21 protein-coding genes, 1 tRNA gene and 1 pseudogene are annotated in these 25,909 nt (G+C 71.6%); 16 read left to right on the top strand and 7 right to left on the bottom strand.

Annotated elements, in window-relative coordinates:
* Nucleotides 1-96: 96 nt before the first annotated feature.
* Nucleotides 97-1,236 (top strand): CapA family protein, encoded by a 1,140-nt coding sequence (locus ACI2K4_RS14175; RefSeq protein WP_404511196.1) that lies wholly within the window; start codon nucleotides 97-99, stop codon nucleotides 1,234-1,236.
* A 14-nt stretch (nucleotides 1,237-1,250) separates the two neighbouring features.
* Here the strand turns inward: ACI2K4_RS14175 and ACI2K4_RS14170 are convergent, their stop codons facing one another.
* Entirely contained in the window at nucleotides 1,251-2,615 is a 1,365-nt protein-coding gene (locus tag ACI2K4_RS14170; RefSeq protein ID WP_404511194.1) for a D-arabinono-1,4-lactone oxidase, read from the bottom strand.
* A 151-nt stretch (nucleotides 2,616-2,766) separates the two neighbouring features.
* Between ACI2K4_RS14170 and ACI2K4_RS14165 the strand changes: the two genes are divergently transcribed.
* Nucleotides 2,767-3,480, top strand: a complete 714-nt coding sequence (locus ACI2K4_RS14165; RefSeq protein WP_404511192.1) for a TetR family transcriptional regulator — start codon at nucleotides 2,767-2,769, stop codon at nucleotides 3,478-3,480.
* Between the two features lie 66 nt (nucleotides 3,481-3,546).
* Here ACI2K4_RS14165 and ACI2K4_RS14160 read toward each other — a convergent pair whose 3' ends face one another.
* Nucleotides 3,547-4,767 carry an amino acid deaminase/aldolase gene (locus ACI2K4_RS14160; RefSeq protein WP_404511190.1) on the bottom strand — a complete coding sequence of 407 codons (1,221 nt, stop codon included), beginning with the start codon at nucleotides 4,765-4,767 and terminating at the stop codon, nucleotides 3,547-3,549.
* A 289-nt stretch (nucleotides 4,768-5,056) separates the two neighbouring features.
* Between ACI2K4_RS14160 and tmk the strand changes: the two genes are divergently transcribed.
* From tmk to ACI2K4_RS14130, 6 genes are all read left to right on the top strand, one after another.
* The gene (gene tmk, locus ACI2K4_RS14155) at nucleotides 5,057-7,288 is read left to right on the top strand and encodes a dTMP kinase (protein WP_404511188.1); all 2,232 of its coding nucleotides are present in this window, start codon (nucleotides 5,057-5,059) and stop codon (nucleotides 7,286-7,288) included.
* Nucleotides 7,288-8,517 (top strand): DNA polymerase III subunit delta', encoded by a 1,230-nt coding sequence (locus ACI2K4_RS14150; RefSeq protein WP_404511187.1) that lies wholly within the window; start codon nucleotides 7,288-7,290, stop codon nucleotides 8,515-8,517. Before tmk ends, ACI2K4_RS14150 begins: the two co-directional genes overlap by 1 nt.
* Nucleotides 8,518-8,644: 127 nt before the next feature.
* On the top strand, nucleotides 8,645-8,971 hold the full coding sequence (locus ACI2K4_RS14145; protein ID WP_404511185.1) for a YbaB/EbfC family nucleoid-associated protein: 327 nt from the start codon (nucleotides 8,645-8,647) through the stop codon (nucleotides 8,969-8,971).
* Nucleotides 8,972-9,277: a hypothetical protein gene (locus tag ACI2K4_RS14140; RefSeq protein WP_404511184.1), complete on the top strand. Its 306-nt coding sequence runs from the start codon at nucleotides 8,972-8,974 to the stop codon at nucleotides 9,275-9,277. It abuts the gene before it with no gap.
* Nucleotides 9,277-9,951, top strand: a complete 675-nt coding sequence (locus ACI2K4_RS14135; RefSeq protein ID WP_404511182.1) for a hypothetical protein — start codon at nucleotides 9,277-9,279, stop codon at nucleotides 9,949-9,951. The genes ACI2K4_RS14140 and ACI2K4_RS14135 overlap by 1 nt, the downstream gene beginning before the upstream one ends.
* A gap of 85 nt (nucleotides 9,952-10,036) precedes the next feature.
* Nucleotides 10,037-10,879: a stage 0 sporulation family protein gene (locus ACI2K4_RS14130; RefSeq protein WP_404511180.1), complete on the top strand. Its 843-nt coding sequence runs from the start codon at nucleotides 10,037-10,039 to the stop codon at nucleotides 10,877-10,879.
* A gap of 41 nt (nucleotides 10,880-10,920) precedes the next feature.
* Here the strand turns inward: ACI2K4_RS14130 and ACI2K4_RS14125 are convergent, their stop codons facing one another.
* Complete coding sequence (locus tag ACI2K4_RS14125) at nucleotides 10,921-12,723, bottom strand: metallophosphoesterase family protein (RefSeq protein ID WP_404511178.1); 1,803 nt, start codon at nucleotides 12,721-12,723, stop codon at nucleotides 10,921-10,923.
* A gap of 230 nt (nucleotides 12,724-12,953) precedes the next feature.
* On the opposite strand from ACI2K4_RS14125, the gene ACI2K4_RS14120 reads away from it, so the two are divergent.
* The 6 genes from ACI2K4_RS14120 (at nucleotide 12,954) to ACI2K4_RS14095 (ending at nucleotide 17,402) form a co-directional block, all read left to right on the top strand.
* Nucleotides 12,954-13,030: transfer RNA gene (locus ACI2K4_RS14120), tRNA-Thr, on the top strand.
* A 223-nt stretch (nucleotides 13,031-13,253) separates the two neighbouring features.
* Nucleotides 13,254-13,838 (top strand): TetR/AcrR family transcriptional regulator, encoded by a 585-nt coding sequence (locus ACI2K4_RS14115; RefSeq protein ID WP_404511176.1) that lies wholly within the window; start codon nucleotides 13,254-13,256, stop codon nucleotides 13,836-13,838.
* Nucleotides 13,839-14,026: 188 nt separating this feature from the next.
* Nucleotides 14,027-14,785 (top strand): SDR family NAD(P)-dependent oxidoreductase, encoded by a 759-nt coding sequence (locus ACI2K4_RS14110; RefSeq protein WP_404511174.1) that lies wholly within the window; start codon nucleotides 14,027-14,029, stop codon nucleotides 14,783-14,785.
* A gap of 230 nt (nucleotides 14,786-15,015) precedes the next feature.
* Nucleotides 15,016-15,528: a DUF2231 domain-containing protein gene (locus tag ACI2K4_RS14105; RefSeq protein ID WP_404511172.1), complete on the top strand. Its 513-nt coding sequence runs from the start codon at nucleotides 15,016-15,018 to the stop codon at nucleotides 15,526-15,528.
* Entirely contained in the window at nucleotides 15,525-16,283 is a 759-nt protein-coding gene (locus tag ACI2K4_RS14100; RefSeq protein ID WP_404511170.1) for an Hsp20/alpha crystallin family protein, read from the top strand. Before ACI2K4_RS14105 ends, ACI2K4_RS14100 begins: the two co-directional genes overlap by 4 nt.
* A 15-nt stretch (nucleotides 16,284-16,298) precedes the next feature.
* Nucleotides 16,299-17,402 carry a glycosyltransferase family 9 protein gene (locus ACI2K4_RS14095; RefSeq protein ID WP_404511168.1) on the top strand — a complete coding sequence of 368 codons (1,104 nt, stop codon included), beginning with the start codon at nucleotides 16,299-16,301 and terminating at the stop codon, nucleotides 17,400-17,402.
* Between the two features lie 154 nt (nucleotides 17,403-17,556).
* Here ACI2K4_RS14095 and ACI2K4_RS14090 read toward each other — a convergent pair.
* From ACI2K4_RS14090 to ACI2K4_RS14080, 3 genes and pseudogenes are all read right to left on the bottom strand, one after another.
* Nucleotides 17,557-18,411, bottom strand: a pseudogene (locus ACI2K4_RS14090) (glycosyltransferase family A protein); the annotation flags it as partial.
* Between the two features lie 30 nt (nucleotides 18,412-18,441).
* Nucleotides 18,442-20,358, bottom strand: coding sequence for a D-glycero-beta-D-manno-heptose 1-phosphate adenylyltransferase (gene rfaE2 / locus ACI2K4_RS14085; RefSeq protein ID WP_404511166.1), 1,917 nt, complete (start codon nucleotides 20,356-20,358; stop codon nucleotides 18,442-18,444).
* A 116-nt stretch (nucleotides 20,359-20,474) separates the two neighbouring features.
* Nucleotides 20,475-21,782: an MFS transporter gene (locus ACI2K4_RS14080; RefSeq protein WP_404511164.1), complete on the bottom strand. Its 1,308-nt coding sequence runs from the start codon at nucleotides 21,780-21,782 to the stop codon at nucleotides 20,475-20,477.
* A 155-nt stretch (nucleotides 21,783-21,937) separates the two neighbouring features.
* Between ACI2K4_RS14080 and ACI2K4_RS14075 the strand changes: the two genes are divergently transcribed.
* Complete coding sequence (locus tag ACI2K4_RS14075) at nucleotides 21,938-23,563, top strand: MDR family MFS transporter (RefSeq protein WP_404511162.1); 1,626 nt, start codon at nucleotides 21,938-21,940, stop codon at nucleotides 23,561-23,563.
* A gap of 8 nt (nucleotides 23,564-23,571) precedes the next feature.
* Here ACI2K4_RS14075 and ACI2K4_RS14070 read toward each other — a convergent pair whose 3' ends face one another.
* Complete coding sequence (locus ACI2K4_RS14070) at nucleotides 23,572-24,066, bottom strand: NUDIX domain-containing protein (RefSeq protein ID WP_404511160.1); 495 nt, start codon at nucleotides 24,064-24,066, stop codon at nucleotides 23,572-23,574.
* A 171-nt stretch (nucleotides 24,067-24,237) separates the two neighbouring features.
* On the opposite strand from ACI2K4_RS14070, the gene ACI2K4_RS14065 reads away from it, so the two are divergent.
* Nucleotides 24,238-25,890, top strand: a complete 1,653-nt coding sequence (locus tag ACI2K4_RS14065) for a fatty acid--CoA ligase (protein ID WP_404511822.1) — start codon at nucleotides 24,238-24,240, stop codon at nucleotides 25,888-25,890.
* Nucleotides 25,891-25,909: the final 19 nt, after the last annotated feature.

Genomic DNA, 25,909 nt, shown 5'->3' with positions numbered 1-25,909 from the left:
CAGACAATGCTGTTGTTTTCAGTCATTCTGGCGGGCGCATTGGTAATTGTCGGCGGAATTGGTTACCAGGCGGACTGGTGGGGCGGATCGCCCCGGGTGTCGTCCTGGGTGGAGCCGTCCGGTGCGGCGGGCGGGGCCAGCTCCGACGGAGGCACCCCGGCTCCGCCGGGCGCCCGGGTCGACGCGCAGGGCCGGCGCCTGTTCACCGTGCTCGGCGCGGGTGACGTGTTGGTCCACCCGGAGGTCTCGCAGCAGGCAAAACGGGACGCGGGCCGGACCGGTCAGGCCGGCGGCTACGACTTCTTCCCGATGTTCGAGCGGGTCGCCCCGGCGATCGGCGCGGCCGACCTGGCCATCTGCCACCTGGAGACCCCGCTGGGTCCGGCGGCCGGACCGTTCCAGGGTTATCCCCGGTTCAGCGCGCCGCCCCAGGTGGTCGACGGGCTAAAGCGGGCCGGTTTCGACGCCTGCTCCACCGCCTCCAACCACACCATGGACCAGGGCGCGCAGGGCGTTACCCGGACGCTGGAGGCGTTGGACAAGGCCGGTCTCGGGCACGCCGGCAGCGCCCGGAACGCGGCCGAGGCGAACGCGCCGAGGATCTACGAGCAGGCCGGGGTCAAGGTCGGGCACCTGTCGTACACGCTGAACTTCAACGGGCTGGAGCGCCCGGCCGGGAAGCTGTGGATGGCCAACCTGATCGAGCCGGCGAAGATCCTGGCCGCGGCGAAGCGGCTGCGCGCGGCCGGTGCCGAGATCGTCGTGCTCAGCCTGCACTGGGGTACGGAATACCGGCACCAGCCGGACGCCAACCAGTTGGACTGGGTGGAACCGCTCGTCTCCTCACCCGACATCGACCTGATCCTCGGGCACCATGCGCACGTGGTGCAGCCGTTCGAGGAGTTTGGCGATAAATGGGTGGTATATGGCATGGGCAATCAATTGGCCCGGCATGCCGATCCGATCGACGATAACCGCGAGGGTGTTATGGCGAGGATCACCTTCACGGAAACAGCCCCGAAAGAGTGGAAAATTACCGAGGCGGCGGCAATTCCGACCTGGACCGATATAAGTCCCGATATCCGGCTGGTCGATCTGCCCGCCGCGCTCGCCGACCCGGCGCTGCCGGCCGATCGCCGGACCGTCTATCAGGGGGCGTACGACCGGGTCAGCGGTTACCTGAAGGCGCGGGGAGCCGGCGGGGACGGGTTGAGGGTGCTGGCGCCGACCGGCTGACCCGGCCGGTGTGTTCAGGCGCCGAGCACCCGCTCGGTGTAGGCGTTGGCGAAGACCCGCCCCGGATCGAGCCGGTCCCGTACGTCGACGAAGTCGTCGAACCGGGGATAGACCGTACGCAGCGAGTCCGCGTCCCGGTAGTGCAGCTTGCCCCAGTGCGGCCGACCGCCCAGCGCGATGGCGACCTGTTCGAACACCCGGAAGTACGGCTCGTCGGGTGCGCCCACGTACTGGTGGATCGCCAGGTACGCCGACTCCCGCTGGTAGCCGTGCGACAGCCAGATGTCGTCCGGCGCGGTGAACCGCACCTCGACCGGGAAGAGCACCTTGAACGGCAGCCCGTCGACCACCCGGCGCAGCGCGGCCAGCGCCTCGGGCAGCGCGGCGCGCGGCAGGCCGTACTCCATCTCGGTGAAGCGGACCCGGCGCGGGGTGCAGAAGACCCGGTCCGAGCGGCCGGTGTAGGTCCGGGCGGTGAGCGCGCGGGCCGAGATCGCGCTGATCGGCGGGACCAGCCCAGGCACCGCCCGGCCCAGTCGGCAGGCGCCGGAGAAGACGGTGTTGGCCAGGAACTCGTCGTCCAGCCAGCCCCGGAACCGGGGCAGCGGCCGGTCGTCGAGCGGCACCCGGTTGTTCGTCTTGACCTGCACCCGGTCGGTGTACGGGAACCAGTAGAACTCGAAGTGGTCGTTGCCGGTGATCAGGTCGGACAGTTCGGCGAGGACCGCCGTCAACGGTGCCGGGCGCTCGTCGGCCCGCAGCACAAACGCGTCCACACAGCGCAGGGTGACCTCGGTGATGATCCCGAGCGCGCCGAGCCCGACCCGGGTGGCGGCGAACAGGTCGGGGTCGGTCTCGGCGGAGCAGCGTCGTACCTCGCCGGTCCCGGTGACCAGGGTGAGGGATTCGACGAAGGTGGCCAGGCAGCCGTAGCCGGCGCCGGTGCCGTGGGTGCCGGTGGAGATGGCGCCGGCGATGGTCTGCGCGTCGATGTCGCCGAGGTTCGGCATCGCCAGGCCGTGACCGGCCAGCAGTCCGTTGAGGTCCCGTAGCCCGATCGAGGCCGGCACGGTGACCAGGCGCCGGGCCGGGTCGACCAGCACCCGGCCGGTCAGGTCGTCGAGTTCGACCCGCTGGTCGTCGGTGCGGGCGATGTCGGTGAAGGAGTGGCCGCTGCCGACCGGCTTGAGCCGGCGCCCGGCCGAGGCGGCGGCACGTACGGCGGCGGCCAGTTCGTCCACGCCCGACGGTCGGAGCACGGCGCTGGCGGTGGCTCGCTGGTTACCGGCCCAGTTGGTCCAACCGGTGCCGGGCGCGCTGGTCGGTGGCGTCCCGCCGGCCGGCGACACCGCGCCGTACGGCGATGGGGTGCTGGCCATGCAGCCTCCAGTGCCGAATATGAGTAGCATTCATATCAGGCTTCGATGCGATGAGTAAACATCGCACACCAGGTCCGATCGTTAATCCAGGTAACGTTTCGAACTCGCGACGTGCAGACACATCTCATCCGCGAAGGGGGAGTGGCGACGCGTGTCCACATCAACCGCCACGAGTGGTCCACTACGCCGCGTCCCGGTGCAGGGCCGTAGTGTTGCCAGGGTCCAGCGCATGCTCGACGCCTGTGCCGAGTTGGTCGACGAGGTCGGCTACGAGGGTCTGACCACGACCCTGCTGGCCGAGCGGGCCGAGGTGGCGATCGGCTCGGTCTACCAGTTCTTCCCGGACAAGCGGGCGATCGTCCAGGCGCTCACGCTGCGCAACATGGAGGCGTACCTCGAACGCCTCGCCGACCGGTTCTCCCAGGGCGACCTCGCCAACTGGTGGGACGGGGTCGACGCCGGGATCGACGAGTACATCGCCATGCACCGGCTGGTGCCCGGCTTCCGTACGCTGCACTTCGGCGACGTGGTCGACGTGCACCTGCTCGACGACCAGCGGGACAACAACGGCGTGATCGCCGAACAGCTCGCCCGGGTGCTGGTGGAACAGTTCGGCATCGCCGACGGGCCGGCGCTGCGCTTCGCGCTGGAGATCGCCGTCGAGGCGGCCGACGCCCTGATCAAGCTGGCCTTCCGGCGCGACCAGGACGGCGACGAGCGGGTGCTGGTCGAGGCCAAGGCGCTGATCCGGGAGTATCTGCACCGGCAGGTCGGCCCGGTGGCCGGCGGTGCCGAACCGGCCGCCGTCGGGACGGTCCCGGCCACCGTCGGGATCGGGGAACCGGCGGAGAACCCGGCCGGTTAGAGCGGGTGCCGGCCTGGCGTGGCGTCCCGGGGCAGGCGCCGCCGGCCGACCCACGCCGGGACGGGGTCAGAGGAATGCCTGACCCTCGCCCCGGTAGCTCGGCACCGTCGCCACCACCCGATCCCCCTCGATCAGGTGCAGCTCGTTGACGTGCTCGCTCAGCTCGCCGGCCTTGGCGTGCCGGAACCAGACCCGGTCACCGATCGACAGCCGGTCGGCCGCCGTACCGGTCAGCGGGGTCTGCACCTCGCCGGCCCCCTCGGAGCCGATCAGGCGCAGCCCCGCCGGCAGCCACGGTTCCGGCAGCCGACTCTGGTGGGCCGGACCGGAGGCGATCCAGCCGCCGCCGAGCACGGTTGCCACGGCCGGCGCCGGGCGGCGTACCACGGTGAGGGCGAAGAACGCGGCCGGCACCGGACGCCAGGCCCGGTAGCCGTCGAAGAGGGTCGGCCCGTACAGGCCGGAACCGGCCGTGATCTCGGTCACGGCCGGATCGGCGCTGGTCGCGGCCACCGAGCCGGTGCCGCCGCCGTTGACGAAGGCAAGATCCGCGTGTTCGCGTACGGCGGCCACCGCCGCGCCGCGCCGGGCCGTCAGCTCCGGGTACGAGCGGCGCTGCAACGCCCGGATCGCCATCCCGCGCAACGCCTGCCCGGGTGGCTCGTCACCGAGTCCGGCGATCTGCGCCTCGTACGACATCAGCCCGACCAGCCGGAACCCGCGCCGGGCGGCGACCCGGGCGGCGAGCGTGCCGGCGTCGTCGGCCGAGTGGATCGGTGAACGGCGGACCCCGATGTGCAGCCGCCCCCGGGCCGGTCGCCACGAGGCGTCGAGATCCAGGCAGACCCGGACCGGTGCCCGCTTCTCCGGCGGGGCGACGGCGTCGACCAGGTCGAGCTGTTCGAGGCTGTCCACCATCAGCGTCACCGCCTCGGCCAGCTTGTTGTCGCCGGTCAGCTCGGCCAGCGCGGCCCGGTCCGCGCTCGGGTACGCGACCAGCACGTCGTTGCTGACGCCCGCCCGGACCAGCCAGTTCGCCTCGCGCACCGTGTACGCCATCACGCCGTGCCAGCCCGGCCGGGACAGCGCGCGGGTGATCAGGTCGCGGCACCGGACCGACTTGCTCGCCACCCGCACCGGCTTGCCGGCGGCCCGCTCGGTCAGCGCGTCGGCGTTGGCGTCGAACGCGGTCAGGTCGACCGCCGCGAAGGGCGGGTCGAGGTGCGCGGTCGCCCGGTCCAGGCGGTCGCGCAGGGCGTCTCGGTCGATTCGTACGTCGCTGTGCACATGTGCACGCTAACCGGCAGCCCGGCAATGCGAAACACCCTCGCGTCTTGCCGTGTCGCGCCGGTTACCCCGACCGCTCCGGGCTCGGGATCAGGGGAATGTCGGGGTGGGGCCGGTTCGGGCCGCGATTAGAGTGTGTCCGGGGGAGCCCAGCGCTGGGCCGGCACGGGGAGGTACGGCCATCGACACGAATCGCGACGAGCCCGGGGCGACACCCGAGCCGGGGACAACCTCCCCGGCTGCCTCCAACGCCCAGGTCGACCGCACGGGCTACCAGGCCCTCCGGTCGGTGCTGCGGATCCGGCCCTTCCGCCGGCTCTGGCTGGTCCTCGGCGCGGCCTCGTTCGGCGACTGGCTCGGCCTGCTGGCAACGTCGATCTTCGCCGCCACCCAGGTCAGCGGCGACACCGCGAAGGGCCTCGCGTTCGGTGGTGTGATCGCGGTCCGGCTGCTGCCGGCGCTGCTGCTCGGCCCGGTGGCCGGGGTGCTGGCGGACCGGTTCGACCGGCGCCTCACCATGGTCGTCTGCGACCTGCTCCGGTTCGTGCTCTTCGCCTCGATCCCGCTGGCCGCGCTGCTCGACATCGGCGGCGGCCTGGTGGTCGGCTGGGCGGCGATCGCCACCTTCCTGATCGAGGCGGTCACCCTGATCTGGATCCCGGCCAAGGAGGCCGCGGTCCCGAACCTGATTCCGCGTACCCGGCTCGAAGTGGCCAACCAGCTCACGCTGATCACCACCTACGGGCTGACCCCGGTGCTCGCCGCGATCAGCATCGCGGTGCTGGACCGCAGCGTACGGGCGGTCTCCGGCGGGCCGCCGCAGGGCTGGAACGACCCCACCCAACTCGCGCTCTACTTCAACTCGCTGAGCCGGCTCGCCACCGCGCTGGTGGTCTTCTTCGGGATCAAGGAGATCAGCGGGCGCACGTTCGCGTCGGAGCCGGGCGAGCGGCAGAGCATGATCCGGCAGTTCGTCGAGGGCTGGAAGTTCATCGGCAAGACCCCGCTGATCCGTGGCCTGGTCCTCGGCATCTTCGGCGCCTTTGCCGGCGGCGGCGTGGTGATCGGCACGGCGAACTTCTTCACGAAGTCGCTGAGCGCCGGCGAAGCCGCGTTCTACCTGCTCTTCGGCTCGATCTTCATCGGTCTCTCGGTCGGCATCGGGCTCGGTCCGATGATCGTCCGGGAGATGTCCCGTCGCCGCTGGTTCGGCATGAGCATCGTCCTGGCCAGCGCCTCGGTGCTGGTGCTGGCCGCCGCCATCCACCTGTCGATGGCGATCCTCGGCGCGGTGCTGGTCGGTGCCGGCGCCGGGATGGCCTTTCTGGCCGGCACCACCCTGCTCGGCGGCGAGGTCGCCGACGAGGTACGCGGACGGGTCTTCGCGGTGGTGCAGACCGGCACCCGACTGGTGCTGATCCTGGCCATCTCGGTCAGCAGCCTGCTGGTCGGCGTCGGCGGCTCGCGCCAACTCCGGATCGCCGACCTGGGCATCTCGGTCTCCTCCACCCGACTCCTGCTGCTGGTCGCCGGGGTCGCCGGCATCTTCGCCGGCATCAACGCCTTCCGCCAGATGGACGACAAGCCGGGCGTTCCGGTCCTGCCGGACCTCTGGGGATCGATCCGGGGACGCCCGCTCTCCCCGGCCGAGCCGTTCGCCTCGACCGGCGCCTTCGTGGTCTTCGAGGGCGGCGAGGGCGCCGGCAAGTCCACCCAGGTCGCCGCGCTCGCCGAAACGCTCCGGCGCGAGGGCAGAGAGGTGGTGGTGACCCGGGAGCCGGGCGCCACCGACGTGGGCGCTCGGATCCGCTCCCTGGTCCTCGACGGCAGCACCGGCTCGGCCCCACTGGCGCCGCGCGCCGAGGCGCTGCTCTACGCCGCCGACCGGGCCCATCACGTCGCCACCCTGGTGCGACCGGCGCTGGCAAGGGGCGCGGTGGTGATCAGCGACCGGTACGTCGACTCGTCCCTGGCGTACCAGGGCGCCGGCCGTACGCTCCCGGTCGACGAGGTCTCCTGGCTCTCCTCCTGGGCCACCGGCGGGCTCAAGCCCGACCTGGTGGTGCTGCTCGACGTCGACCCGAGGGCCGGGCTCGCCCGCGCCGCCGCCCGGGGAGCGGGCGTGGACCGGTTGGAGGGCGAGTCGCTCGACTTCCACGAGCGGGTCCGGGACGCCTTCCTCGACCTGGCGGCTGCCGACCCGAAGCGTTACCTGGTGCTCGACGGCTCCGGCCCGGTCGACCAGATCTCCGGCGCGATCGCCGCACGGGTCGGTGCGATGCTCAGCGACCCGGACACGATCGTCCACCCCGACCCGGCCAAGCCGATCGACGTCTCGGTCGAGCCGAGGCCGGTCGACCGTCCCGCCGCACCGGAACCGGACCACGCTGCCGACCGTACGGACGCACCGGAACCGGACCACGATGCCGACCGTACGGACGCCGACGCCGCCGACGCGGACACCGGTACGAGCGCCGCCGGTGACGGTGCCGGCGGCCTGGAACTCGGGAGGCGGTCCTGATGCCGCGAGCCGACGCCGCCGTGGGCGTCTTCGCCGACCTGGTCGGCCAGGACGAGGCGATCGAGACGCTGCGGGTCGCCGCCGCCTCCGCCGCGCAGGTGGTCTCCGCCGGTGCCGCCGGTGCCCCGCCCGGCAGCGTCAGCGGTGGCGCGATGACCCACGCCTGGATCTTCACCGGGCCGCCCGGATCGGGTCGGTCGGTCGCCGCCCGCGCCTTCGCCGCCGCCTTGCAGTGCGAACGGGGCACCGGCTGCGGCGAGTGCGCCGGTTGCCACACCACGCTCGCCGGGACCAACGCCGACGTACGGTTCGTCGTGCCCGAGGGGCTCTCCATCGGCGTCGGCGAGATGCGCGCCCTGGTGCTCCGGGCCGGCAGCACGCCGTCCGGCGGGCGGTGGCAGGTGCTGGTGATCGAGGACGCCGACCGGCTCACCGAGGCCGCCGGCAACGCCCTGCTCAAGGCGATCGAGGAACCGCCGCCCCGGACCGTTTTCCTGCTCTGCACCCCGTCGACCCACCCGGACGACATCTCGGTGACGATCCGGTCCCGGTGCCGGCTGGTGCCGCTGCGTCAACCGGCCGCCGACGCGGTCGCCGCCGTACTGGCGGAGCGGGACGGGGTGGCCCCGGACCTGGCCGGCTGGGCGGCCGCCGCCGCACAGGGACACGTCGGCCGGGCCCGCCGGCTGGCCCGCGACCCGGATGCCCGCAAGCGGCGGGACGCGGTGCTCGCCGTGCCCCGGCGACTGACCAGTGTCGGTGCCTGCTTCGACGCCGCCGCCACGCTGATCGAGTCCGCCGAGGCCGAGGCGGAGGCCGCGGTGGCCGACGTGGACGCCAGCGAACGGGCCGCGTTGCAGACCGCGCTCGGGGCCGGTGGCACCGGCAAGGGCGCGGCCGGGGCCGCCCGGGGCTCGGCCGGGCAGCTCAAGGATCTCGAACGCCGGCAGAAGTCGCGTGCCACCCGGGCCCAGCGGGACGCGCTGGACCGGGCCCTGGTCGACCTGGCCGGCTTCTACCGCGACGTACTCGCCCGGACGCTCGGCGCCGAGGTCGCGCCGGTGCACACCGACACCGCGACGCTGGCCGGCGCGGCGGCGGCGAAGTGGACCCCGGAGGCGACGTTGCGCCGGCTGGAGGCGGTGCTCGCCTGCCGTACGGCGATCGAGGTGAACGTCAAGCCGAAGATCGCCGTCGAGGCGATGATGCTCGCGCTCTGGCGCGGCTGACCGGATCGCCCACGCCCGCTTCCGGCCCGCGCACAGGGTTCCGTTTCGGATCACCAGCCGGTACCGTGCGGTGCTTGGTGCAACAGGGACGACACGTTCGGTGAATGGACCCCGGAGGAGTTCATCGATGTCGCGCGAGATCGACGAGGTCTGGATCGAGGAGGCGGTCGAGCGGTACCGCCGGATCGAGGCGTTGCAGGCCGAGTTCGAGCAGGCCGTGGGCACCGTCGAGGTCAGCGTCCGCTCGCCGGACGGGCTGGTCGAGGTGGTGGTCACCGCCGCCGGCACCGTCACCGACGTACGGTTCCTGGCTCCGGTGCAGAGCCGCACGAACGCCGAACTGGCCAGGTCGGTCCGGGCGGCGGTAAGCGCGGCCGCCGACGCCGCCCGCTGGGCCAGGGAGAAACTGCACACCGAGACGTTCGGCGCGTACCGGCGGCTGACGGAGGGCTGAGTGGAGAGTCTGCGTGAACTCGCCAACCGGCTGGACGAGGCCGCCGCGACGCTCGCCGCCGCCGGCCCGGCCCTGACCGCCGCCGGCCGGACAGAACCGTCCCCGGGCGAGGCCGGCACCGGCCGGCTCACCGAGGTCACCCGGGCACTGTTCGAGCAGTGGTCGGCCGCCGCCACCGCCCGCGCGCAGGAGGCCGCGACCGGCGCGGACCGGCTCGCCGACCTGGCCGCGACCCTGCGGCAGGTGGCCGACGGCTACGCCGACACCGACGACGCCGCCCGGCGCCGGCACGCCGAGGAGGCGTGATGGATTCGCTGGACCACCTCGCCGGACCCGCCGCCGACCTGCTCGGCCGGGTCGACGAACTGCTCACCGCCGTCGGCGCGCCGGACGACCACCCGATCTGGCCGCTGCTGCGCCGGGCCGGCGCGCTGCCCGGTGCCGTACTCGGCGAGGTGGTCGCGCTCCAGCCGGCGCCGCTGGCCGCCGCCGGGCCCGCCCTACGCACCCTCTCCAGCGGGTACGACCACGCGCGGCACCCGCTGACCGGTGGTGAGCCGTGGCAGGGGGCCGGGGCCGAGGCGTACGCGGCACACCGGGACGCGCTCGCGACGTACCTGGGCGGGGACGGCGCGGAGAGTCTCACCGGGCGGCTCGACGCGACCGCAAGTTACGCGGACGCCGTTGCCGACTGGATGGTCCACACCCGACACACGTTGGCCCGGACCCTCGCCGAGCTGCTCGGCTCGGCCGAGGCGGTGCTCGTGGTGACGGCCGACCACGTCGCCGGACCGCCCGCCGAGCCGGCCGCCGCCGCTGCCGAGATCGGCGCCCGGGTGCTGGCCACCGTCGAGCAGGCGCGGGAGCGGGCGTACGCGGTGCTGCACCGGTGGGCGCCCGAGCTGACCGGCCTGCCCTACCCGACGCCGACCGGGGTCGGTACGGGCAGGTTCGACACCACCACCAGGGTCGGCGGCTGACCGTCCCGCCACCGTGGCCGGTGTCGATCGATCCGGCCGAAAAAGGGTGGGGGAGTTAACGCTCACTTGGACGTAGGGTGGACGCATGGGGATGCTGTGTGCGGTTAGCTTCACCCGGTACGGGCGTCTCTACTACCTCGACCCGGGCGAGTTGCGGCCGGCGGTCGGAGACCGGGTGCTGGTCCCCACCGACGACGGCCCCGAGGTCGCCGAGTGTGTCTGGGCGGCCCAGTGGGTCAGCGAGGAGACCGACGGATTCCCCCGCCTGGTCGGCATCGCCGGTGAGTCCGACCTGCGCCGCGACGAGCTCCAACGCAAACGCAAGGCGGAGGCGAAGGTGGCCGCCAAGCGGCTGATCCGGGAGCACGCGCTGCCGATGAAGGTGATCGCCGTCGACCACGTACTCGAATCGAGTGCCGGCACCTCGTCCGGCTCCCGTACGACCATCTACTTCACGGCGCCGCACCGGGTCGACTTCCGTTCCCTGGTCCGTGACCTCGGCGCCACCCTGCACTGCCGGGTCGAGCTGCGCCAGCTCTCGGCCCGGGACTCGGCCCGGGTCCAGGGCGGAATCGGTTCCTGCGGGCGTGACCTGTGCTGCGCCACCTTCCTGACCGACTTCGAACCGGTCACCATCCGGATGGCGAAGGACCAGGACCTGCCTCTCAACCCGTTGCGCATCTCCGGTGCGTGCGGTCGGCTGATGTGCTGCCTGAAGTACGAGCACCCGCTGTACCAGAGCTTCCAGGCGTCCGCCCCGGCGATCGGGACGCGGGTCGAGACCCCCGAGGGGAACGGTCGGGTGGTCGGGCACAGCGTGCCCCGCGACTCGGTGGTGGTCCGGATGGACGCCGACGGCTCGCGTACGTCGTGCAGCCGCGCCTCGGTCTGCGGCTCGCGTCAGGCGCACGAGGAGCGCTACGCGTAGCGGGCTAGCCGTGCGTGGCGTAGCGGGCTCCTCGTTCGCGTTCAGCGCAGGACGATCGGTGGTTCGGCGAGCCGGGCGCGCAGTGGCCGCTTCGGGACCAGCCACGAACTCTCCGGGCGCTCATCCGGGCCGACCTGCCACTCGTGGGCTACCCGGTCCACCGCGACCGGGTAGATGGTCAACGTGCCATCCTCGGCGAAGTGCATCCGCAGGAAGCTCTTCGCGTCCTCGATGCCCTGTCCGGCGAAGAGTTCGTTCAGGTTGACCCCGAACGCGCCGGCCACCAGCAGGTACGTGGCGGTGAGCTGGCTCGCCACCAGCCCGACGACCGGCCCGTAGAAGAGCGCGGCGGTCGCCGCCGGCAACGGCCACGGCCAGTCCCGGAAGGGCAGTTGGAGCCAGAGCCAGGCACCGAGCGCGCCCAGGGCGATGTGGGCGACGCCGTGACCGACGCCGAGCAGGTAGTGCCGGATCTGGCGCTTGCTGCTCGCCGTCGGCGGCTTGGCGAACAACGCCGTGGCGCCCAGCACGACCACCAGCATGATCACCAGTGGGATGCTGAACAGGCCCTGGTCGGTGGAGCTGGCCCGTTGCGTGGCCACCCCGGCGATCGGCAGCATCAGCAGCACGTGCAGGGCGCCGAGCAGGGTCACGAAGCCGGGGTTGCGGAACGGCAGCCGGCCGAAGATGCCCCAGCCGTAGCGGCGGGAGCGGGCCGGCTCGGGGTAGCGCCCGGCAAGGTCGTACTCGCGGGTCTCGCTGGCCCTGCGGGCGAGCGTGTCCCGGGGCGGCACCTCGATCCGCTCCGGCAGGTGATGGGTCGGGTAGAGGTAAGCGCCGCCGCCACCACAGTGGATGAGCTGGCGCTCGGCGCTGGCGTAGCGGGCGTAGTGGTGCAGGTCGCCGGAGAGGATGAGCCGGACCTTGGCGCCGCTCGGACCGAGCACGGTACGGACGAAGTAGTCCACGGACTCGTACGCCTTGGGGTTGTCCACCGCCTTGACCCAGCTCGGCGCCGGCACCGAGATGATCACCTTGGCGTCGGGGCCGAGTTCGGCGGCGGCCTGCTCGAAATAGCGCAACTGCGGATCGTCCAGGTACGTCCCGGACTGCTCGTCGAGCGCGAAGAGCCACCAGTCGGCCGGCAGCGCGACGGCGAAGTAGGAACGGGCCTGCGGCGTACGCCAGCCGCCGATGTCGCCGTCCCGGGAGCGGGCGAACAGGCGCAGGAACGCGGTCAGACCGTCGTACCAGTCGTGGTTGCCGGGGATGGCGTAGAGGCTCGGCGCCGGACCCTCGGCCGGGGCGCACGGCAGCGCCGCCTGGTACGGCCCCTTGAACCGGTTCTCGTACGCGTCGCTGCTCGCCGTCGGGTAGACCTGGTCGCCGCCCATCATCAGCATCTGCCCCCGGGGCAGCCGACGATCGTCCAGCACGAGTTCCGGTTGGGCCAGCAGGTACGCCACCGAGTAGGTCGCGTCGAACCCGTCACCCAGGTCGGCCACGAAGTCCAGCCAGAGCTCACCACCGGTCTCCGGCTCCCGGTAGATCTCGCTGGGCAGCGAGTTCTGCAACTCGCGTTTGTCCAGATAGGCGCCGAAGAGCAGCGCCAGCAGCGTACGCAGACCGGTGCTGATCAGCAGTAACGGCGCCAGCCAGGGCACCGGTCGAGCCGGGGTGAAGCCGAGTTCCTGCGGATCGAGGCTGCGCGGCCGGGGCGGCACAGGAGCTTGCACGACACCGTCCGTCCCTGCCGGACTCGCCGTCTCCCCCTGCCCTCCCCGCGCGTCTCCCCGCTCTCCCCGATCTCCGTGCTCTCCCCGATCTCCGTGCGCGTCAATCACGCGACGGAAGCATAGCCGGGAGTCGCTGCGTCCGCTGTCCGAACCGCGACCCATATCCCCTCCCCGCCGATCTAGGGCTAATCGTCACTAGTTGATCTACATCCGCGTTGATTTGCCCTAGATCGACGAGGCGGGGGAGGGGGTCGGGGGAGGGGGCAGGGGTGGTGGGGTGGGGTGGGGGAAACCCGGGTGAGGGGGTGGTGGGGCGTGCCGTATGCTCGACGGGCGTTGCCGCCTTAGCTCAGTCGGCTAGAGCGACGCACTCGTAATGCGTAGGTCGACGGTTCGATTCCGTCAGGCGGCTCCAGGGATCAGGCCCTGACCAGTGGAAATGCTGGTCAGGGCCTGATCTTTATCCATGGGGTCTCGAGTCGCCCCCGAGGTAGCCCTGGAAACCGTCCTTTTGTCAACAGACTTGGCATTACGGGACATATCGGGTGACCGTTGTTGTCTGTTTGGTTGTGGCCCGGTTCGGCTTGCGGTCTCACTGTTATTTGACCGGGCGTTCTGGAATCGCGTAACGTCTTTTTGTGGCCAGGACCAAGGAATTCGATCCGGACGCCGCGCTCCAGTCGGCACTCGAACTGTTCTGGCGGCGCGGCTACGAGGCGACGTCGGTGGCGGATCTCGTCCAGCATCTCGGTATCGGTCGCGCGAGCATCTACGCGACCTTCGGCAGTAAGCGTGAGCTCTATCTGAGGGCCATGGACCGGTACGCCGAGATGCGTGACCCGCTCCTGCTGGTCGAGTTGTCCCAACCGGGTCCCGCGCTGCCCGTGGTGCGAGCGGTGGTGCGCCGTTTCGCCGCAGAAGCCACCTCTCCGGCGGTGCGGCGCAACGGCTGCTTCATCACCAACACCGCGGCTGAACTCGCCCCGCACGACCCGGCGGCGGCCCGCCGGGTCGAGATCAGCTGGGATCACCTCGAAACCCCACTGCACTCCGCGCTCGTACGGGCTCAGGCCCAGGGTGAGCTTGCCGAGGGTCGTGACCCGCGCGCGCTGGCCCGCATGCTGCTCGTCCTGCTCCAGGGCGTACGGGTCGTCGGCAAGGCGTCGGGCGATCCCGCCCGGGTCCGGGGCGCGGTCGAGCAGGCGCTGGCCCTGCTCGACTGATCCGCAGGGGAGCCGTCGGCCCCCTTTTTGTATGCCCAAATAATGAACTGATCGTTCTGTTATTCGGAGGAAGGCGTGACCGCAGCAGCCGCAGGAGTGACGGTTTTCGGCCTCCGGGGCCCGGCCGCCGTCGTGGCCCCTCCTGCTCCGTCGAACGAAGTAGTCCGTCACCCAAGGGAGTCACCGAAATGAACCGCTTCACCGGCAAGACCGTGCTCGTCACCGGTGCCGGCTCCGGCCTCGGCCGCGCGATCGCGCTCGCCTTCGCCACCGAGGGCGCATCCGTGGTCGTCGCGGGACGCACCCCGGCTCCGCTGGCAAAGACGGTCGGTCTCATCCGGGCCACCGGCGGCACGGCCACCGCCGTCACCGCCGACGTCACCGACTCCGCCCAGCTCCAGAACCTCGTACGCGAGAGCGTCACCCGCTTCGGCGGACTGGACATCGCGGTCAACAACGCCGGGGTACTGCGCGGCACCGTACCCGTCGGGGAGGTGGACGAGGAGGACTGGGACCTGGTGCTGCGGACCAACGTCACCGGCGTCTGGCTGGCGATGAAGCACGAGATCGCCCACATGAAGGAGCACGGCGGCGGCGCCATCGTCAACATCTCCGCCAACCTCGGCGCACACCGGCGGATCCCGAACGCCGCCGCGTACATCACCTCGAAGGCGGCGGTCTCCGCCCTGACCCGTGCCGCCGCTCTCGACCACATCCATCAGAACATCCGCATCAACGCGGTCAGCCCCGGCGCCTCCGCCGCTCCCATGTCGCTGCGGCCCGGCGAGACCGAGGCCGAGCGCGCCGAGCGGATGAAGACCGAAAACCCGCTCGGCCGGGTAGCGGAGGCCGAGGAGGTGGCGGCAGCGGTGCTCTACCTCGCATCTCCGGCAGCCGGCGCGGTGGTGGGCAACGACCTGGTCATCGACAGTGGGGCCTCGGCCTGACGGTCCGTAGGCCCGCACTGCGAAAGCCTCGCGCTGGCCAGCACGAGCTGTTGTGTAGGAGGAGCCGTGACCAGGCAACATGTCGGGTCACGGCCGCTTCTGCACGATCGTCGCGCGGGGTCCGTGCCACGGCGGCGCGCGGACGCGGGCGCCGACGGCAGGTTTGCCGACCTCCGGTCCGGGGTACGGGCCCAGCGCGGGAAAGCCCCGCGGGAGCCTGGGAGGCGGCCATGGAAAGCCGGATCAAGTCACTGGGTCATCCGGTGCACCCGATGCTGGTCATGTTCCCGGTCGCGCTCTTCGTGACCGCGGTGATCTTCGACTTCGCCGACATCGTCGGTGGTCCCAGATTCCTGGGTGAGGTGGCGTACTGGAACATCCTGATCGGGCTGATCGGCGGCGTACTCGCGGCGGCGGTCGGCGCGGTCGACCTGCTGGCGATCCCCGGCGGGACCCGGGCCAAACGGATCGGGATCAGCCACGCGGCGGTCAACCTGGCGGTGATCCTGCTCTTCGCCGCCATCTGGGCGGTACGCATGGCCGCCGACGAGCGCGGTGCCGGTGGCGCGATCTTCGCGATCGAGGTGGTGGCCCTCGCCGGGGTCGGTCTCGGTGCCTGGTTCGGCGGTGAGCTTGTCGACCGGCTCGGGGTCGGGGTGGACACAAACGCCGGTCTGAACGCCCCCAGTTCGTTGAGTTCCGCCCCGGCGGACCAGATGGGCCGGATGGGGGACGCGAGATGAGTCAGCCGGTGCAGGCAGGGCTGGACCGGGGTCGGGAGGCGATGGCCGGCGGCCTGGACCGGGGTCGGGAGGCGATGGCCGGCGGCCTGGACCGGAGCCGGGAAGCGGTGACCGGGCTGCGGGCGTTCCGCGCCGAGCTGGGCCGCAGGGTCAGTTCGGCCCTCTCCGGGGTCACCGGCGGCCCGCCCGAGGTCGAGTTGGTCGACGGCGACGACGGCTGGTACGTCGTCGCCCGGCTGCCCGGCGTCGCCCCGGAAGAGGTGGCGCTCGAGATCGACGGTCGCGACCTGTGCGTACGCGCTCGCTCCGAGCAGGAGGTCAACGCGGACCGGGCCGGGCTGCCCGGCACCGGCTCCCGGGCGCGGGCCTTCGAACACCGGCTGCGCCTGCCGGGCGAGGCGGACCTGGACCGGATCGACGCGGTGATGGACCACGGGCTGCTCACCGTCGCCATCCCGAAGTCGGAGCGGTCCGGGGGACGCCGGACGATCACGATCGGCCGCCGTTATCCGTCGAACCAGCCCACCGTCGGCACGATCAGCGGCAACCCGAACGACGGCCGGGTCGACGGCAACAGCACCACCATGCCGGCCGGTGCCGCCGCGCGTCGGGTCGGCGAGGCAGCGGTGACCGCCGGTGCCTCGGCCCGGTCCAGCGGTGGCCTCACCCGGGGCACCAGTGACCCGGCCGCCGACCGGGAACTGCACCAGCCGGAGGCGGGGTCGAGTCAGCCCGTACGTCGCCGTCACGGCTGAGCGGCGTACGGGAAGATGGTCGGACGGGTACGGGACCTGGTGCCGGACGTCGAGCGGATCGCCGTACTCCGGGCCAACGCCCTGGGTGATTTTATTTTCGCGCTGCCCGCGCTGGAGGCGCTGCGGGCCGGCTACCCCGACGCCGAACTGGTTCTGATCGGCGCGCCCTGGCACGCGAAGCTGCTCGCGGAGCGGCCCGGACCGGTGGACCGGGTGCTGGTGGTGCCACCGGCCGAGGGGATCCGGGAGGCTGGGCCGGACGAGCCGCCACCGTCGGCCGGAACCATGGCGGACTGGCTCGCCGCCGCCCGCCGGGAGAGGTTCGACCTGGCGCTGCAGATGCACGGGGGCGGCGGTAACTCGAACCCGATCGTCGCCGGAATGGGCGCCCGGATCACCGCCGGGCTGCGCGCCGAGGGTGCCCCGGAACTCGACCGCTGGCTACGGTACGTCTTCTACCAGCCCGAGGTCTTCCGCTACCTGGAGGTAGCCGGACTGGTCGGGGCCAGCCCGGCCACGGTGACGCCACGGCTGCACGTGACCCCCACCGACCTGGCCGAGGCCCGTTCCGTGGTCGGTGAGCCGGGTCGGGACCACCCCAGGATCGCCCTGCACCCGGGTGCCAGCGACCCTCGGCGGCGCTGGCCGGCGGAACGGTTCGCCGAGGTCGCGGACGCCCTGGCGGCAGACGGGTACGAGGTCTTCGTCACCGGCACCGCGCAGGAGCGGGACCTGGCCGACCAGGTGGTGGCCGCCGCGCGTACCCCGGTCAGGTCGCTCGCCGGGGAACTCTCCCTCGGCGGGCTGCTCGGCTTCTACACCGACTGTGCCGTGGTGGTGGCGAACGACACCGGTCCGGTGCACGTCGCCGCCGCCGTCGGTACGCCCACGGTCGGCATCTTCTGGGTCGGCAACCTGATCAACTGCGCTACACCGCTGCGCGCCCGGCACCGGCCGATCGGCTCCTGGACGATCCACTGCCCGGAATGTGGCGTCGACTGTAGCCGGGGCATCTATCCGGCCCGGCCCGGCGCCGGAGACTGCGCGCACCGGGTCTCGTTTGTCACCGACGTACCGGTGGTCGAGGTGCTGGAGGCAATCACCGACCTTGAGGTGTAAGGAAGGGCCCCTTATTAACGCTATGCGTTAATAAGGGGCCCTTCCTTACACCTCAAGTGGGTTCGAGGGCGGCTTGGGTGGGTAGGGAGGCGGCCTCGGGTTCCAGGGACTCGGGCTGTGGCTCCAGGGTCACCGTCGCCTCGTCGTCGGACTGCTCGGCCAGGACGATCTCCCACGCCTCGACCGGCCGGTCGGTGACCGTGGTCGGCGCCTCCAGGTGGTACGCGCCGCTGGGCAGGATGCCGGCGCCACCGTACCGGCCCATCACGGCGAGCTGCGCGGCCACGTCCTCGCCCTGGTGCTTCTCCGGCAACCGGTGCCAGAAGTCGAAGCCGCCCGAGTCGTGCAGCCTGGCCCGGTCGTAGAGCACGCAGCCACCGATCCAGGAGACCTTGTACGCCCGCCACTGCCCCGGCGCCAACCCGACCGTCTCGGTGACGTGCAGCAGGTTCGCGGCCGGGTGGATCCGGGCCCGGTCCCATTCCGGTGTGCCGGGACGGATCTCCTCCGGTATCGGCCGCCCGTCCCACTCCTGGTAGTGCCGATGGGTCTCCGGGCGTACGTCATCCACATAGGACAGTCCGTGCACCGCGTTACCGACGAATCCGCAGCCCAGCTCCTGGATCGCGTCGACCAGTCGGGCGACCGCGTCCGGTTCCAGCCAGACGTCGTCGTCGAGGAAGAGCACGTACCGGGCCCGTGACTGGTCGAGCAGGTACGCCCGGTGTTCGGCCAGCCCGCGCCGGGGCAGCCGCCGGGTGAGCAGCACCGGATGTCCCCGGTGACGCAGTACGCGTACGGTCGCCGCCACCGCCGGTTGGCTCCACGGCGGTCCGCCGCCGGACTGGTCGCTGACCACCACGCCGAACCCGTCCGGTCCGGTCTGACTGGCCAGTCCGGCCAGCGTGACGGCGAGTTCGGCCGGCCGGTTCCGGGTCGGAACGAGCACGTCCAGCAGCCGGTCGGTACGGAACTCCGCCGCGTCGTCCGATGCCAGCGGCCGGTTCACGACGACGGCCGGTTCACGACGACGGCCGGTTCATGACGGACTGCCGGTGAGAAATGGTCCCTGGCTCCCGCTTTCCGTCCCCGCCGGGTCGGTAGCCCGTGCTGCCGGGTCGGTAACCCGTGCTGCCGGGTCGGTAACCCGTGCTGCCGGATCGGCGACCCGTGCTGCCGGGTCGGTGGGCTGGGGGGTGGTCGACTGGGCGCGGATTCGGTCGATGATGGCCGAGGTGGAGCGGTCCGGGACGTAGCCGAGGGTGCGGACCTGGCCGCCGAGACGGCGTACCAGGGGGGCCTCCGGGACCATCTCGGGTGGGTAGTCGCCGCCCTTGACGTACACGTCGGGACGGACGGTCTCGATCAGGGCGGCCGGCGAGTCCTCCTCGAAGACCACCACGTGGTCCACGCAGGCGAGCGCGGCGAGCACGGCGACCCGGTCCTCGACCGGGTTGACCGGCCGGTCGGCGCCCTTGAGCCGCCGTACGCTGTGGTCCGAGTTCACCGCCACCACCAGCACGTCGCCGAGCGTCCGGGCCTGGTCGAGGTAACGGACGTGGCCCCGGTGCAGCACGTCGAAACAGCCGTTGGTGAAGACCACCGACCGCCCCTCGCGCCGGTGCCGGGCGATCAGCGCGTCGAGTCCGCCGTGGTCGACCACCGACGGCGGGTGCGCCGCGTCGTCGGTTGAGCCGAGGGCGGAGAGCAGGTCCTCGCGTACGCAGACACAGGTGCCCGTCCCCGCCACGGTTGTCGTCGCGGCGAGTTGGGCCAGTTGGGCGGCGGTCGGCAGCGGCGCCCCGGCGGCCAGGGCCAGGGTCATCGCGGCCAGGTACGCGTCTCCGGCACCGACCGCGTGGCTGGCCGGAACCGGGGTGGTGTGGCTGCGGCGGTGTTCCCCATCGGCCCCGCCGACGATCGCCCCGTCGGTGTCCAGGGTCACCGCCACCACGTCCGCGCCGGTACGTTCCCGGATCTCGGCGAGCCGGGCGCGGGCCACTCCCGCCCGGTCGGTGTGGTCACGGCTACCTTCCTCGGTGAAGCCCGTCCGGCGTTCCGGCAGTGGCGGCACCACGGCCGTGGTCATCACCGTAGGTGTGTCCAGTGTCGACACGTCGGACGTCGACACGTCGGACGTCGACACGTCGGACGTCGACACGTCGGACGTCGACACGTCGGACGTCGACACGTCGGACGTCGACACGTCGGACGTCGGCACGTCGGACGTCGGCACGTCCGGCACCTGGGGGCCGGTCTGCTCGGCCTCCGGCGCGGGCGCGTTCAGCAGTCGGGTCGCCTCGGCAAAGCTCGGTGTCACCACGGTCGGGGCGAGTCCACGCCAGTAGGCCAGGTCGTGCGCGTCCAACGCGACCGTGCCGAACAGGTCGCGATGTTCCACCAGCCAGCCCCGGATCGGCTCGGGCAGCGCGCCCAGCCCGTAGTCGCAGATGACCAGCGTCGGCGGGTGCCCGGTCACCTCGTGCAGTTCCTCGGTGGCGCTGGCCAGCGCGGCGAGCAGGCGCTGCACCCCGTCGGCGCAGAGTCGGTCGTCGCGGTCGCCCTCGTCCTCGCGTACCAGGATCTGGTCGGCGGCGAGCAGGCGACGTTTCACCGGCGTGCTCCGGCCGGTCTGCGAGACCGTACGGTCCCAGACCCCGGCCCGGTCCAGGCAGTCGTGCAACTCGTCGCCGGCCACGTCCGCGCCGACCGGTGCCACCAGCGCGGCCCGGCCGCCGAGCGCGCTCAGGTTGACGGCGGTGTTCGCGGCGCCACCGGCGGCGGTGATCCGGCGCCGCAGGGTGAGTACGGGAGCCGGCGCCTCGCGGCAGAGCCGGTCGGAGTCGGCGAACCGCCACTCGTCGAGCATCGCGTCGCCGACCACCAGTACGCCGCGTCCGAGCCAGCTCTCCACCACGTCGGCGAGTCGCCGTTCCTCTTCCGCTCCGATCGCCATACCGGCGGGTCCCCACTGTGCCCGGCGCCAAACCGGAGCGGTACGCGCACCGGGGGAGGTCTGGTGCCGTTCGTGCCCTAACGCGTCACTCGGCACCGCTCACCCGGGGTGTCCGGTCATCCCCGGCTGGCGGCGGGGGTGGCAGGGGAGGCGGCGGCCCAGGCGGCGTCCTCGGCCTCCTTGCGGGCCAACCCCTCGCGCCCGTCGTAGCGGAGGAAGCTGGGCAGCGCGGCGGCCAGGACGACCGTGCCGACGACACAGAGCAGTCCGCCGGAGACGATCGAGCCGTTCACGCCGAGCCAGCGGGCGGCCAGCCCGGAGCGCAACTGCCCCAGCAGCGGGCCGGTCGAGTAGGAGAGCATCTCGATCCCGGCCAGCCGGCCGCGCAGGTGGTCGGGGATGGTCTGGTTCCAGATGATCATGCGGAACAGTCCGGAGACCATGTCGGCGGCACCGGCCAGGGCGAGCAGCAGCAGTGCCAGCCAGAGCGAGTCGACCAGCCCGAAGGCCAGGATCGCCAACCCCCAGGCACCGGCCGCGAGCACCACCATCAGGCCGTGCCGGTGCACCTGCCGGGTCCAGCCCGAGCCGAGCGTGGCGAGCAGCGAGCCGACCGCCGGGGCGGCGTAGAGCAGCCCGAGTACGGCCGGTCCGCCGAGTTTGCCGGCCATGAACGGGTAGAGCGCCTGCGGCATGCCGAAGAACATCGCGTTGATGTCGACCAGGTAGGTGCCGAGCAGTTCGGGGCGGCTGCGCGCGTACCGCAGGCCGGTCAGCACCGAACGTACCGACGGGCGGTCGGCGGCCGGCGGTGGCGGGACCGCCCGGACCCAGGCCAGGCAGGCGAGCGAGACGGCGAAGGTGGCCAGGTCGATCGCGTACACCCAGACCAGATCGACCGAGGCGATCAGCACCCCGGCCAGGGCGGGACCGGCGAGCTGGGCGACCTGCATCCGGAGCGAGTTGAGCGCGCTCGCCGCCGGGATCTCGGCCGGGGTGACCAGTCTCGGCGTGAGCCCTTCCATCGCCGGGCGCTGCAACCCGTCCACCGCCGCAGTCAGCCCGGCGACCAGGTAGAGCAGCCATAGGTGGGGCTGGTCGGAGAGCGCGTTGAGCAGCAGCACGCCGCAGAGCAGGGTGAGCCCGACCTCGCCGCCGAGCACCAGTCGGCGCCGGTCCAGGTAGTCGGCGAGGGCACCGCCGACAAAGCCCATCACCAACAGGGGTACGAGTTCGACCACCCCGAGCAGGCCGACCAGCAGCGGATCCTTTGTCATCTCGTACACCTGGTACGGCACGGTCACGTAGGTGATGAAGGAACCGAAACCGGAGACCCCGGCGGCGGAGAAGACCAGCCGGAAGTCCCGGGAGGTACGCAGTGGCGTGAGGTCCAACGCCAGGCGCCGGAACAGGCTGGTGGTCACCCGCGGATGGTGCCGGATCGCTTGGGCGGCGTCGACCGGGTTTTGCCAGCCGGGTCGTGTTTTGTCCCGGAGGGTCGAGTTTTGTTTCGCTGGGCCGAGTGGGTTTGCCCCTGCCGGAAGAAGCATGTTCCGGGCTGGTGGGGGGAGAAAGCAGGATGACGACCGCCCCGAGCGCCCGGCCGGCGCTGAATCCCCGGCAGATCCGGCTGCTGATGACCGGCCTGATGCTGGGCATGCTGCTGGCCGCGCTGGACCAGACGATCGTGGGTACGGCCCTGCCGACCATCGTCGGCGAGCTGGGCGGGATCAACCACTACTCGTGGGTGGTCACCGCGTACCTGCTGGCGTCGACCGCCTCGACCCCGCTCTACGGCAAGACCGCCGACCTGTTCGGCCGCCGGCCGGTCTTCCTCTTCTCGATCGGGACCTTCCTGCTCGGCTCGGTGCTGGCCGGGATCTCCCAGGACATGACCCAGTTGATCATCACCCGGGCGATCCAGGGGCTGGGCGCCGGCGGTCTGCTCACGCTGGCCTTCACCATCATCTCGGACGTGGTGTCGCCCCGCGAACGCGGTCGTTACCAGGGGCTCTTCGGTGCGGTCTTCGGCATCGCCTCGGTCGCCGGCCCGCTGCTCGGCGGCTACTTCGCCGAGCACAACTGGCGCTGGATCTTCTACATCAACGTGCCGTTGGCGATCGTCGCGATCGTGGTCTGCTACTACGTCATGCGGCTGATCCCGTTCGCCCGGCGCCGGCACGCCATCGACTGGCTCGGCGCGCTGCTGCTGGTGGCCGGGGTGAGCGCGATCCTGCTCGCGCTGAGCTGGGGCGGCAACGAGTACGCCTGGGCGTCGCCGCTCATCCTCGGGCTCTTCGCGGCCGGCGCGGTGCTCACCGCCCTGTTCATCGTGCAGGAGGCCCGGGTCGACGAGCCGATCCTGCCGATCGGACTGTTCCGGCGGCGTACGTTCGCGTTGCTCAACAGCGCCGGCTTCATCCTCGGTCTGGTGATGTTCGGGTCGATCATCTTCATCCCGCTCTACCTGCAACTGGTCAAGGGCGCGTCGCCGACCAACAGCGGTCTGCTGATGCTGCCGATGATGGCCGGGATCATCGTCACCTCGGTCCTCGCCGGGCGGGCGATCAGCCAGATCGGGCGGTACAAGTGGTTCCCGGTGGCGGGGGCGCTGATGCTGGTGCTCGGCCTGCTGCTGTTCACCCAGTTGCAGGTCACCACCACGCTCTGGCTGGCCTTCCTCTACATGGTGATCATCGGCATCGGGCTCGGGCTCAGCATGCAGGCGCTGATTCTCGGCGTGCAGAACTCGGTGGACGTACGCGACCTCGGTGCGGGCACCTCGGCGATCACGTTCTTCCGGTCGCTGGGCGGATCGTTCGGGGTGGCGATCCTGGGCACCCTGCTCTCCACCCGGCTGACCGGCGGGCTCACCGACCGGTTGCCGGCCGCGCTCTCCGAGTTGCCGCCGGAGCAGCGGGCACCGATCGACCCGAGCACCTTCTCGATCAACGAGCCGGCGAAGATCATGGCGTTGCCGGATCCGCTCCGGGCGGCGGTGCAGGAGAGCTTCGTCAGCGCGCTGCACCTGGTCTTCCTGGTCGCCGGGCTGATCGCGGTGGTCGGTCTGGTGCTCAGTCTGCTGGTGCCGAACGAGGAACTGCGCGGGCCGGCGCCGGAGAACCGGTCCGGCAAGTCGCTGGAGGAGGAGACCCACGACGAGGCCGCGATCGACATGGAGTCCCGGACCCAGACGTACCTCTGACCGTCCGGCTACTTCAGGACCAGTTGGCCGGTCCGTTCGAACACGGCCAGGTCGTCCAGGGTCTCCAGCACGGTCGGGGAGATCGGGGCCGGCAGGCTGCGGGGCGGGAAGAAGCCCGCGTTGGTGGTCTCGTCGGTGCTGGTCAGCAACTCGCCGGACCAGGTGTCGACCCGGAACGCGACCACGAAGAGCTGGTACGTGTCGCCGTACATGTTGGTGAAGGTGCGGTCCGGCCCGGTGTAGAAGGCAAACGGGGTGACCGCCTCGGCGCGCAGCCCGGTCTCCTCCCACACCTCGCGCGCCACGCAGTCGCTGATCGACTCGCCCAGCTCCATGGCGCCGGCCGGCATCGCCCAGTCGCCGTTGTCCGAACGCTCGATCAGCAGGACCTGACCCGCCGCGTCCCGAACCACGCCCCGGGCGCCGACGAACATCAGGGTCCGGTCGCCGGCCAGGGTCCGGAGTTGACCGAGGTAGGACTCGGCCCACGAAATGCTGCTCATCCGATCACTCTAGGACAGCGGACGCCGCCGTCGTGCCGGCTACGCCGGGTGCGCGGCCGGCGGGACGGACGACCGGAGCCGTCGGCTTAGCGGATGATCGGAACGGGAACGCGCGAGGGTTTCCAAAATGTGAACTGGGACACTAGTTTGTGTCACATGCGAAGCACCATGATGGACACTCCCCTCCAGGTCTCGCGGATTCTCGAACACGGCAGCACGGTGCACGGCGGCTCCGAGGTGGTGACCTGGACCGGTGCCGACGCGCCCGGCGGACCGAGCCGGCGGATGACGTACGCCGAGGTCGGTGCCGCCGCCGCACAACTCGCGTACGCACTCCGCGACGACCTCGGGGTGACCGGGGACCAGCGGGTCGCCACGTTCATGTGGAACAACAACGAGCACCTGGTCGCCTACCTCGCCGTACCGAGCATGGGGGCGGTGCTGCACACCCTCAACCTGCGGCTCTTTCCCGACCAGGTCGCCTACATCGCCAACCATGCGGGGGACCGGGTGATCCTGGTCGACTCCACCCTGATCCCGCTGCTGGCCCGGGTGCTGCCCGAGCTGACCACCGTCGAGCACCTGGTGGTGGTCGGGGGCGGTGATCCCACGCCGCTGGTCGAGGCGGCTGCCGCCGGCGGGCGGACGGTCGGCGTACACCACTGGGCCGACCTGCTGCGGGACAAGCCGCAGCGGTACGACTGGCCGGAGCTGGACGAGCGCGACGCCGCCGCCCTCTGCTACACCTCCGGCACCACCGGCCACCCCAAGGGCGTCGCCTACTCGCACCGGTCGATCTGGCTGCACTCGATGCAGATCTGCATGGCGGAGGGCTTCGGCCTCGGCCCGACCACCCGTGAACTGGCCATCGTGCCGATGTTCCACGCCATGTCCTGGGGCATCCCGTACGCCGCGCTGATGTCCGGCGCCTCGCTGATCATGCCGGACCGGTTCCTCCAGGGCGGCCCGATCGCCGAGATCATCGCCGCCGAACGGCCCACCCTGGCCGGCGCGGTGCCGACCATCTGGAACGACCTGCTCGGACACCTGGACGCCAACCCGGTGGACACCTCCTCGCTGACCGAGGTGATCGTCGGCGGGTCGGCCTGCCCGCCCGCGCTGATGCACGCGTTCGCGCAGCGGCACCGGATCGACGTGATCCACGCCTGGGGCATGACCGAGATGTCGCCGCTCGGCTCGGTGGCCCGTCCTCCGGCCGGCGTCTCCGGCGACGAACTCTGGCGATACCGCTACACCCAGGGGCGGCTCCCGGCGGCGGTACGGGCCCGGATCGTCGGCCCGACCGGCGAGCCGATGCCCGCCGACGGCACGGCGGTCGGCGAGCTGGAGGTCCGTGGCCCCTGGGTCACCGCCGGGTACGTCGGCGAGGACGAACCCGACCCGGAGAAGTTCCGGGACGGGTGGCTGCGTACGGGTGACGTCGGGACCCTCTCCCCGGACGGCTACCTGGTCCTCACCGACCGGGCCAAGGACGTGATCAAGTCCGGCGGGGAGTGGATCTCCTCGGTCGAGTTGGAGAACCACCTGATGGCCCACCCGGCGGTACGCGAGGCGTGCGTGGTGGGGGTGCCGGACGAGCGCTGGGACGAGCGTCCGCTCGCCGCCGTGGTGCTGCACGAGGGCGCCGCCGCGACCGCGACCGAGCTGCGCGACTTCCTGGCCGGACACGTGGCGAGCTGGCAGTTGCCCGAGCGCTGGACCTTCGTCCCCGAGGTGCCGAAGACCAGCGTCGGCAAGTTCGACAAAAAACGGATCCGCTCGACCCACGCCGCCGGCACCCTGGCCGTCCAGTACCTCACCTGACCCGGTCCCCTGCTTGAAT

Source organism: Micromonospora sp. NPDC050397, assembly GCF_044901685.1.
Lineage (GTDB): Bacteria > Actinomycetota > Actinomycetes > Mycobacteriales > Micromonosporaceae > Micromonospora_G.
The sequence above is the reverse complement of the archived record's forward strand: the minus strand, read 5'-3'. Positions and strand labels throughout refer to the sequence as shown.

What these genes read in the sequence shown, in the direction of transcription:
- ACI2K4_RS14095 (WP_404511168.1), top strand. Translation starts at nt 16,299, where the DNA reads ATGGTCGGACGGGTACGGGACCTGGTGCCGGACGTCGAGCGGATCGCC.
- ACI2K4_RS14135 (WP_404511182.1), top strand. Translation starts at nt 9,277, where the DNA reads ATGGATTCGCTGGACCACCTCGCCGGACCCGCCGCCGACCTGCTCGGC.
- ACI2K4_RS14065 (WP_404511822.1), top strand. Translation starts at nt 24,238, where the DNA reads ATGGACACTCCCCTCCAGGTCTCGCGGATTCTCGAACACGGCAGCACG.
- ACI2K4_RS14130 (WP_404511180.1), top strand. Translation starts at nt 10,037, where the DNA reads ATGGGGATGCTGTGTGCGGTTAGCTTCACCCGGTACGGGCGTCTCTAC.
- rfaE2 (WP_404511166.1), bottom strand. Translation starts at nt 20,358, where the DNA reads ATGGCGATCGGAGCGGAAGAGGAACGGCGACTCGCCGACGTGGTGGAG.
- ACI2K4_RS14070 (WP_404511160.1), bottom strand. Translation starts at nt 24,066, where the DNA reads ATGAGCAGCATTTCGTGGGCCGAGTCCTACCTCGGTCAACTCCGGACC.
- ACI2K4_RS14170 (WP_404511194.1), bottom strand. Translation starts at nt 2,615, where the DNA reads ATGGCCAGCACCCCATCGCCGTACGGCGCGGTGTCGCCGGCCGGCGGG.
- ACI2K4_RS14100 (WP_404511170.1), top strand. Translation starts at nt 15,525, where the DNA reads ATGAGTCAGCCGGTGCAGGCAGGGCTGGACCGGGGTCGGGAGGCGATG.
- ACI2K4_RS14110 (WP_404511174.1), top strand. Translation starts at nt 14,027, where the DNA reads ATGAACCGCTTCACCGGCAAGACCGTGCTCGTCACCGGTGCCGGCTCC.
- ACI2K4_RS14150 (WP_404511187.1), top strand. Translation starts at nt 7,288, where the DNA reads ATGCCGCGAGCCGACGCCGCCGTGGGCGTCTTCGCCGACCTGGTCGGC.
- ACI2K4_RS14075 (WP_404511162.1), top strand. Translation starts at nt 21,938, where the DNA reads ATGACGACCGCCCCGAGCGCCCGGCCGGCGCTGAATCCCCGGCAGATC.
- ACI2K4_RS14105 (WP_404511172.1), top strand. Translation starts at nt 15,016, where the DNA reads ATGGAAAGCCGGATCAAGTCACTGGGTCATCCGGTGCACCCGATGCTG.
- ACI2K4_RS14145 (WP_404511185.1), top strand. Translation starts at nt 8,645, where the DNA reads ATGTCGCGCGAGATCGACGAGGTCTGGATCGAGGAGGCGGTCGAGCGG.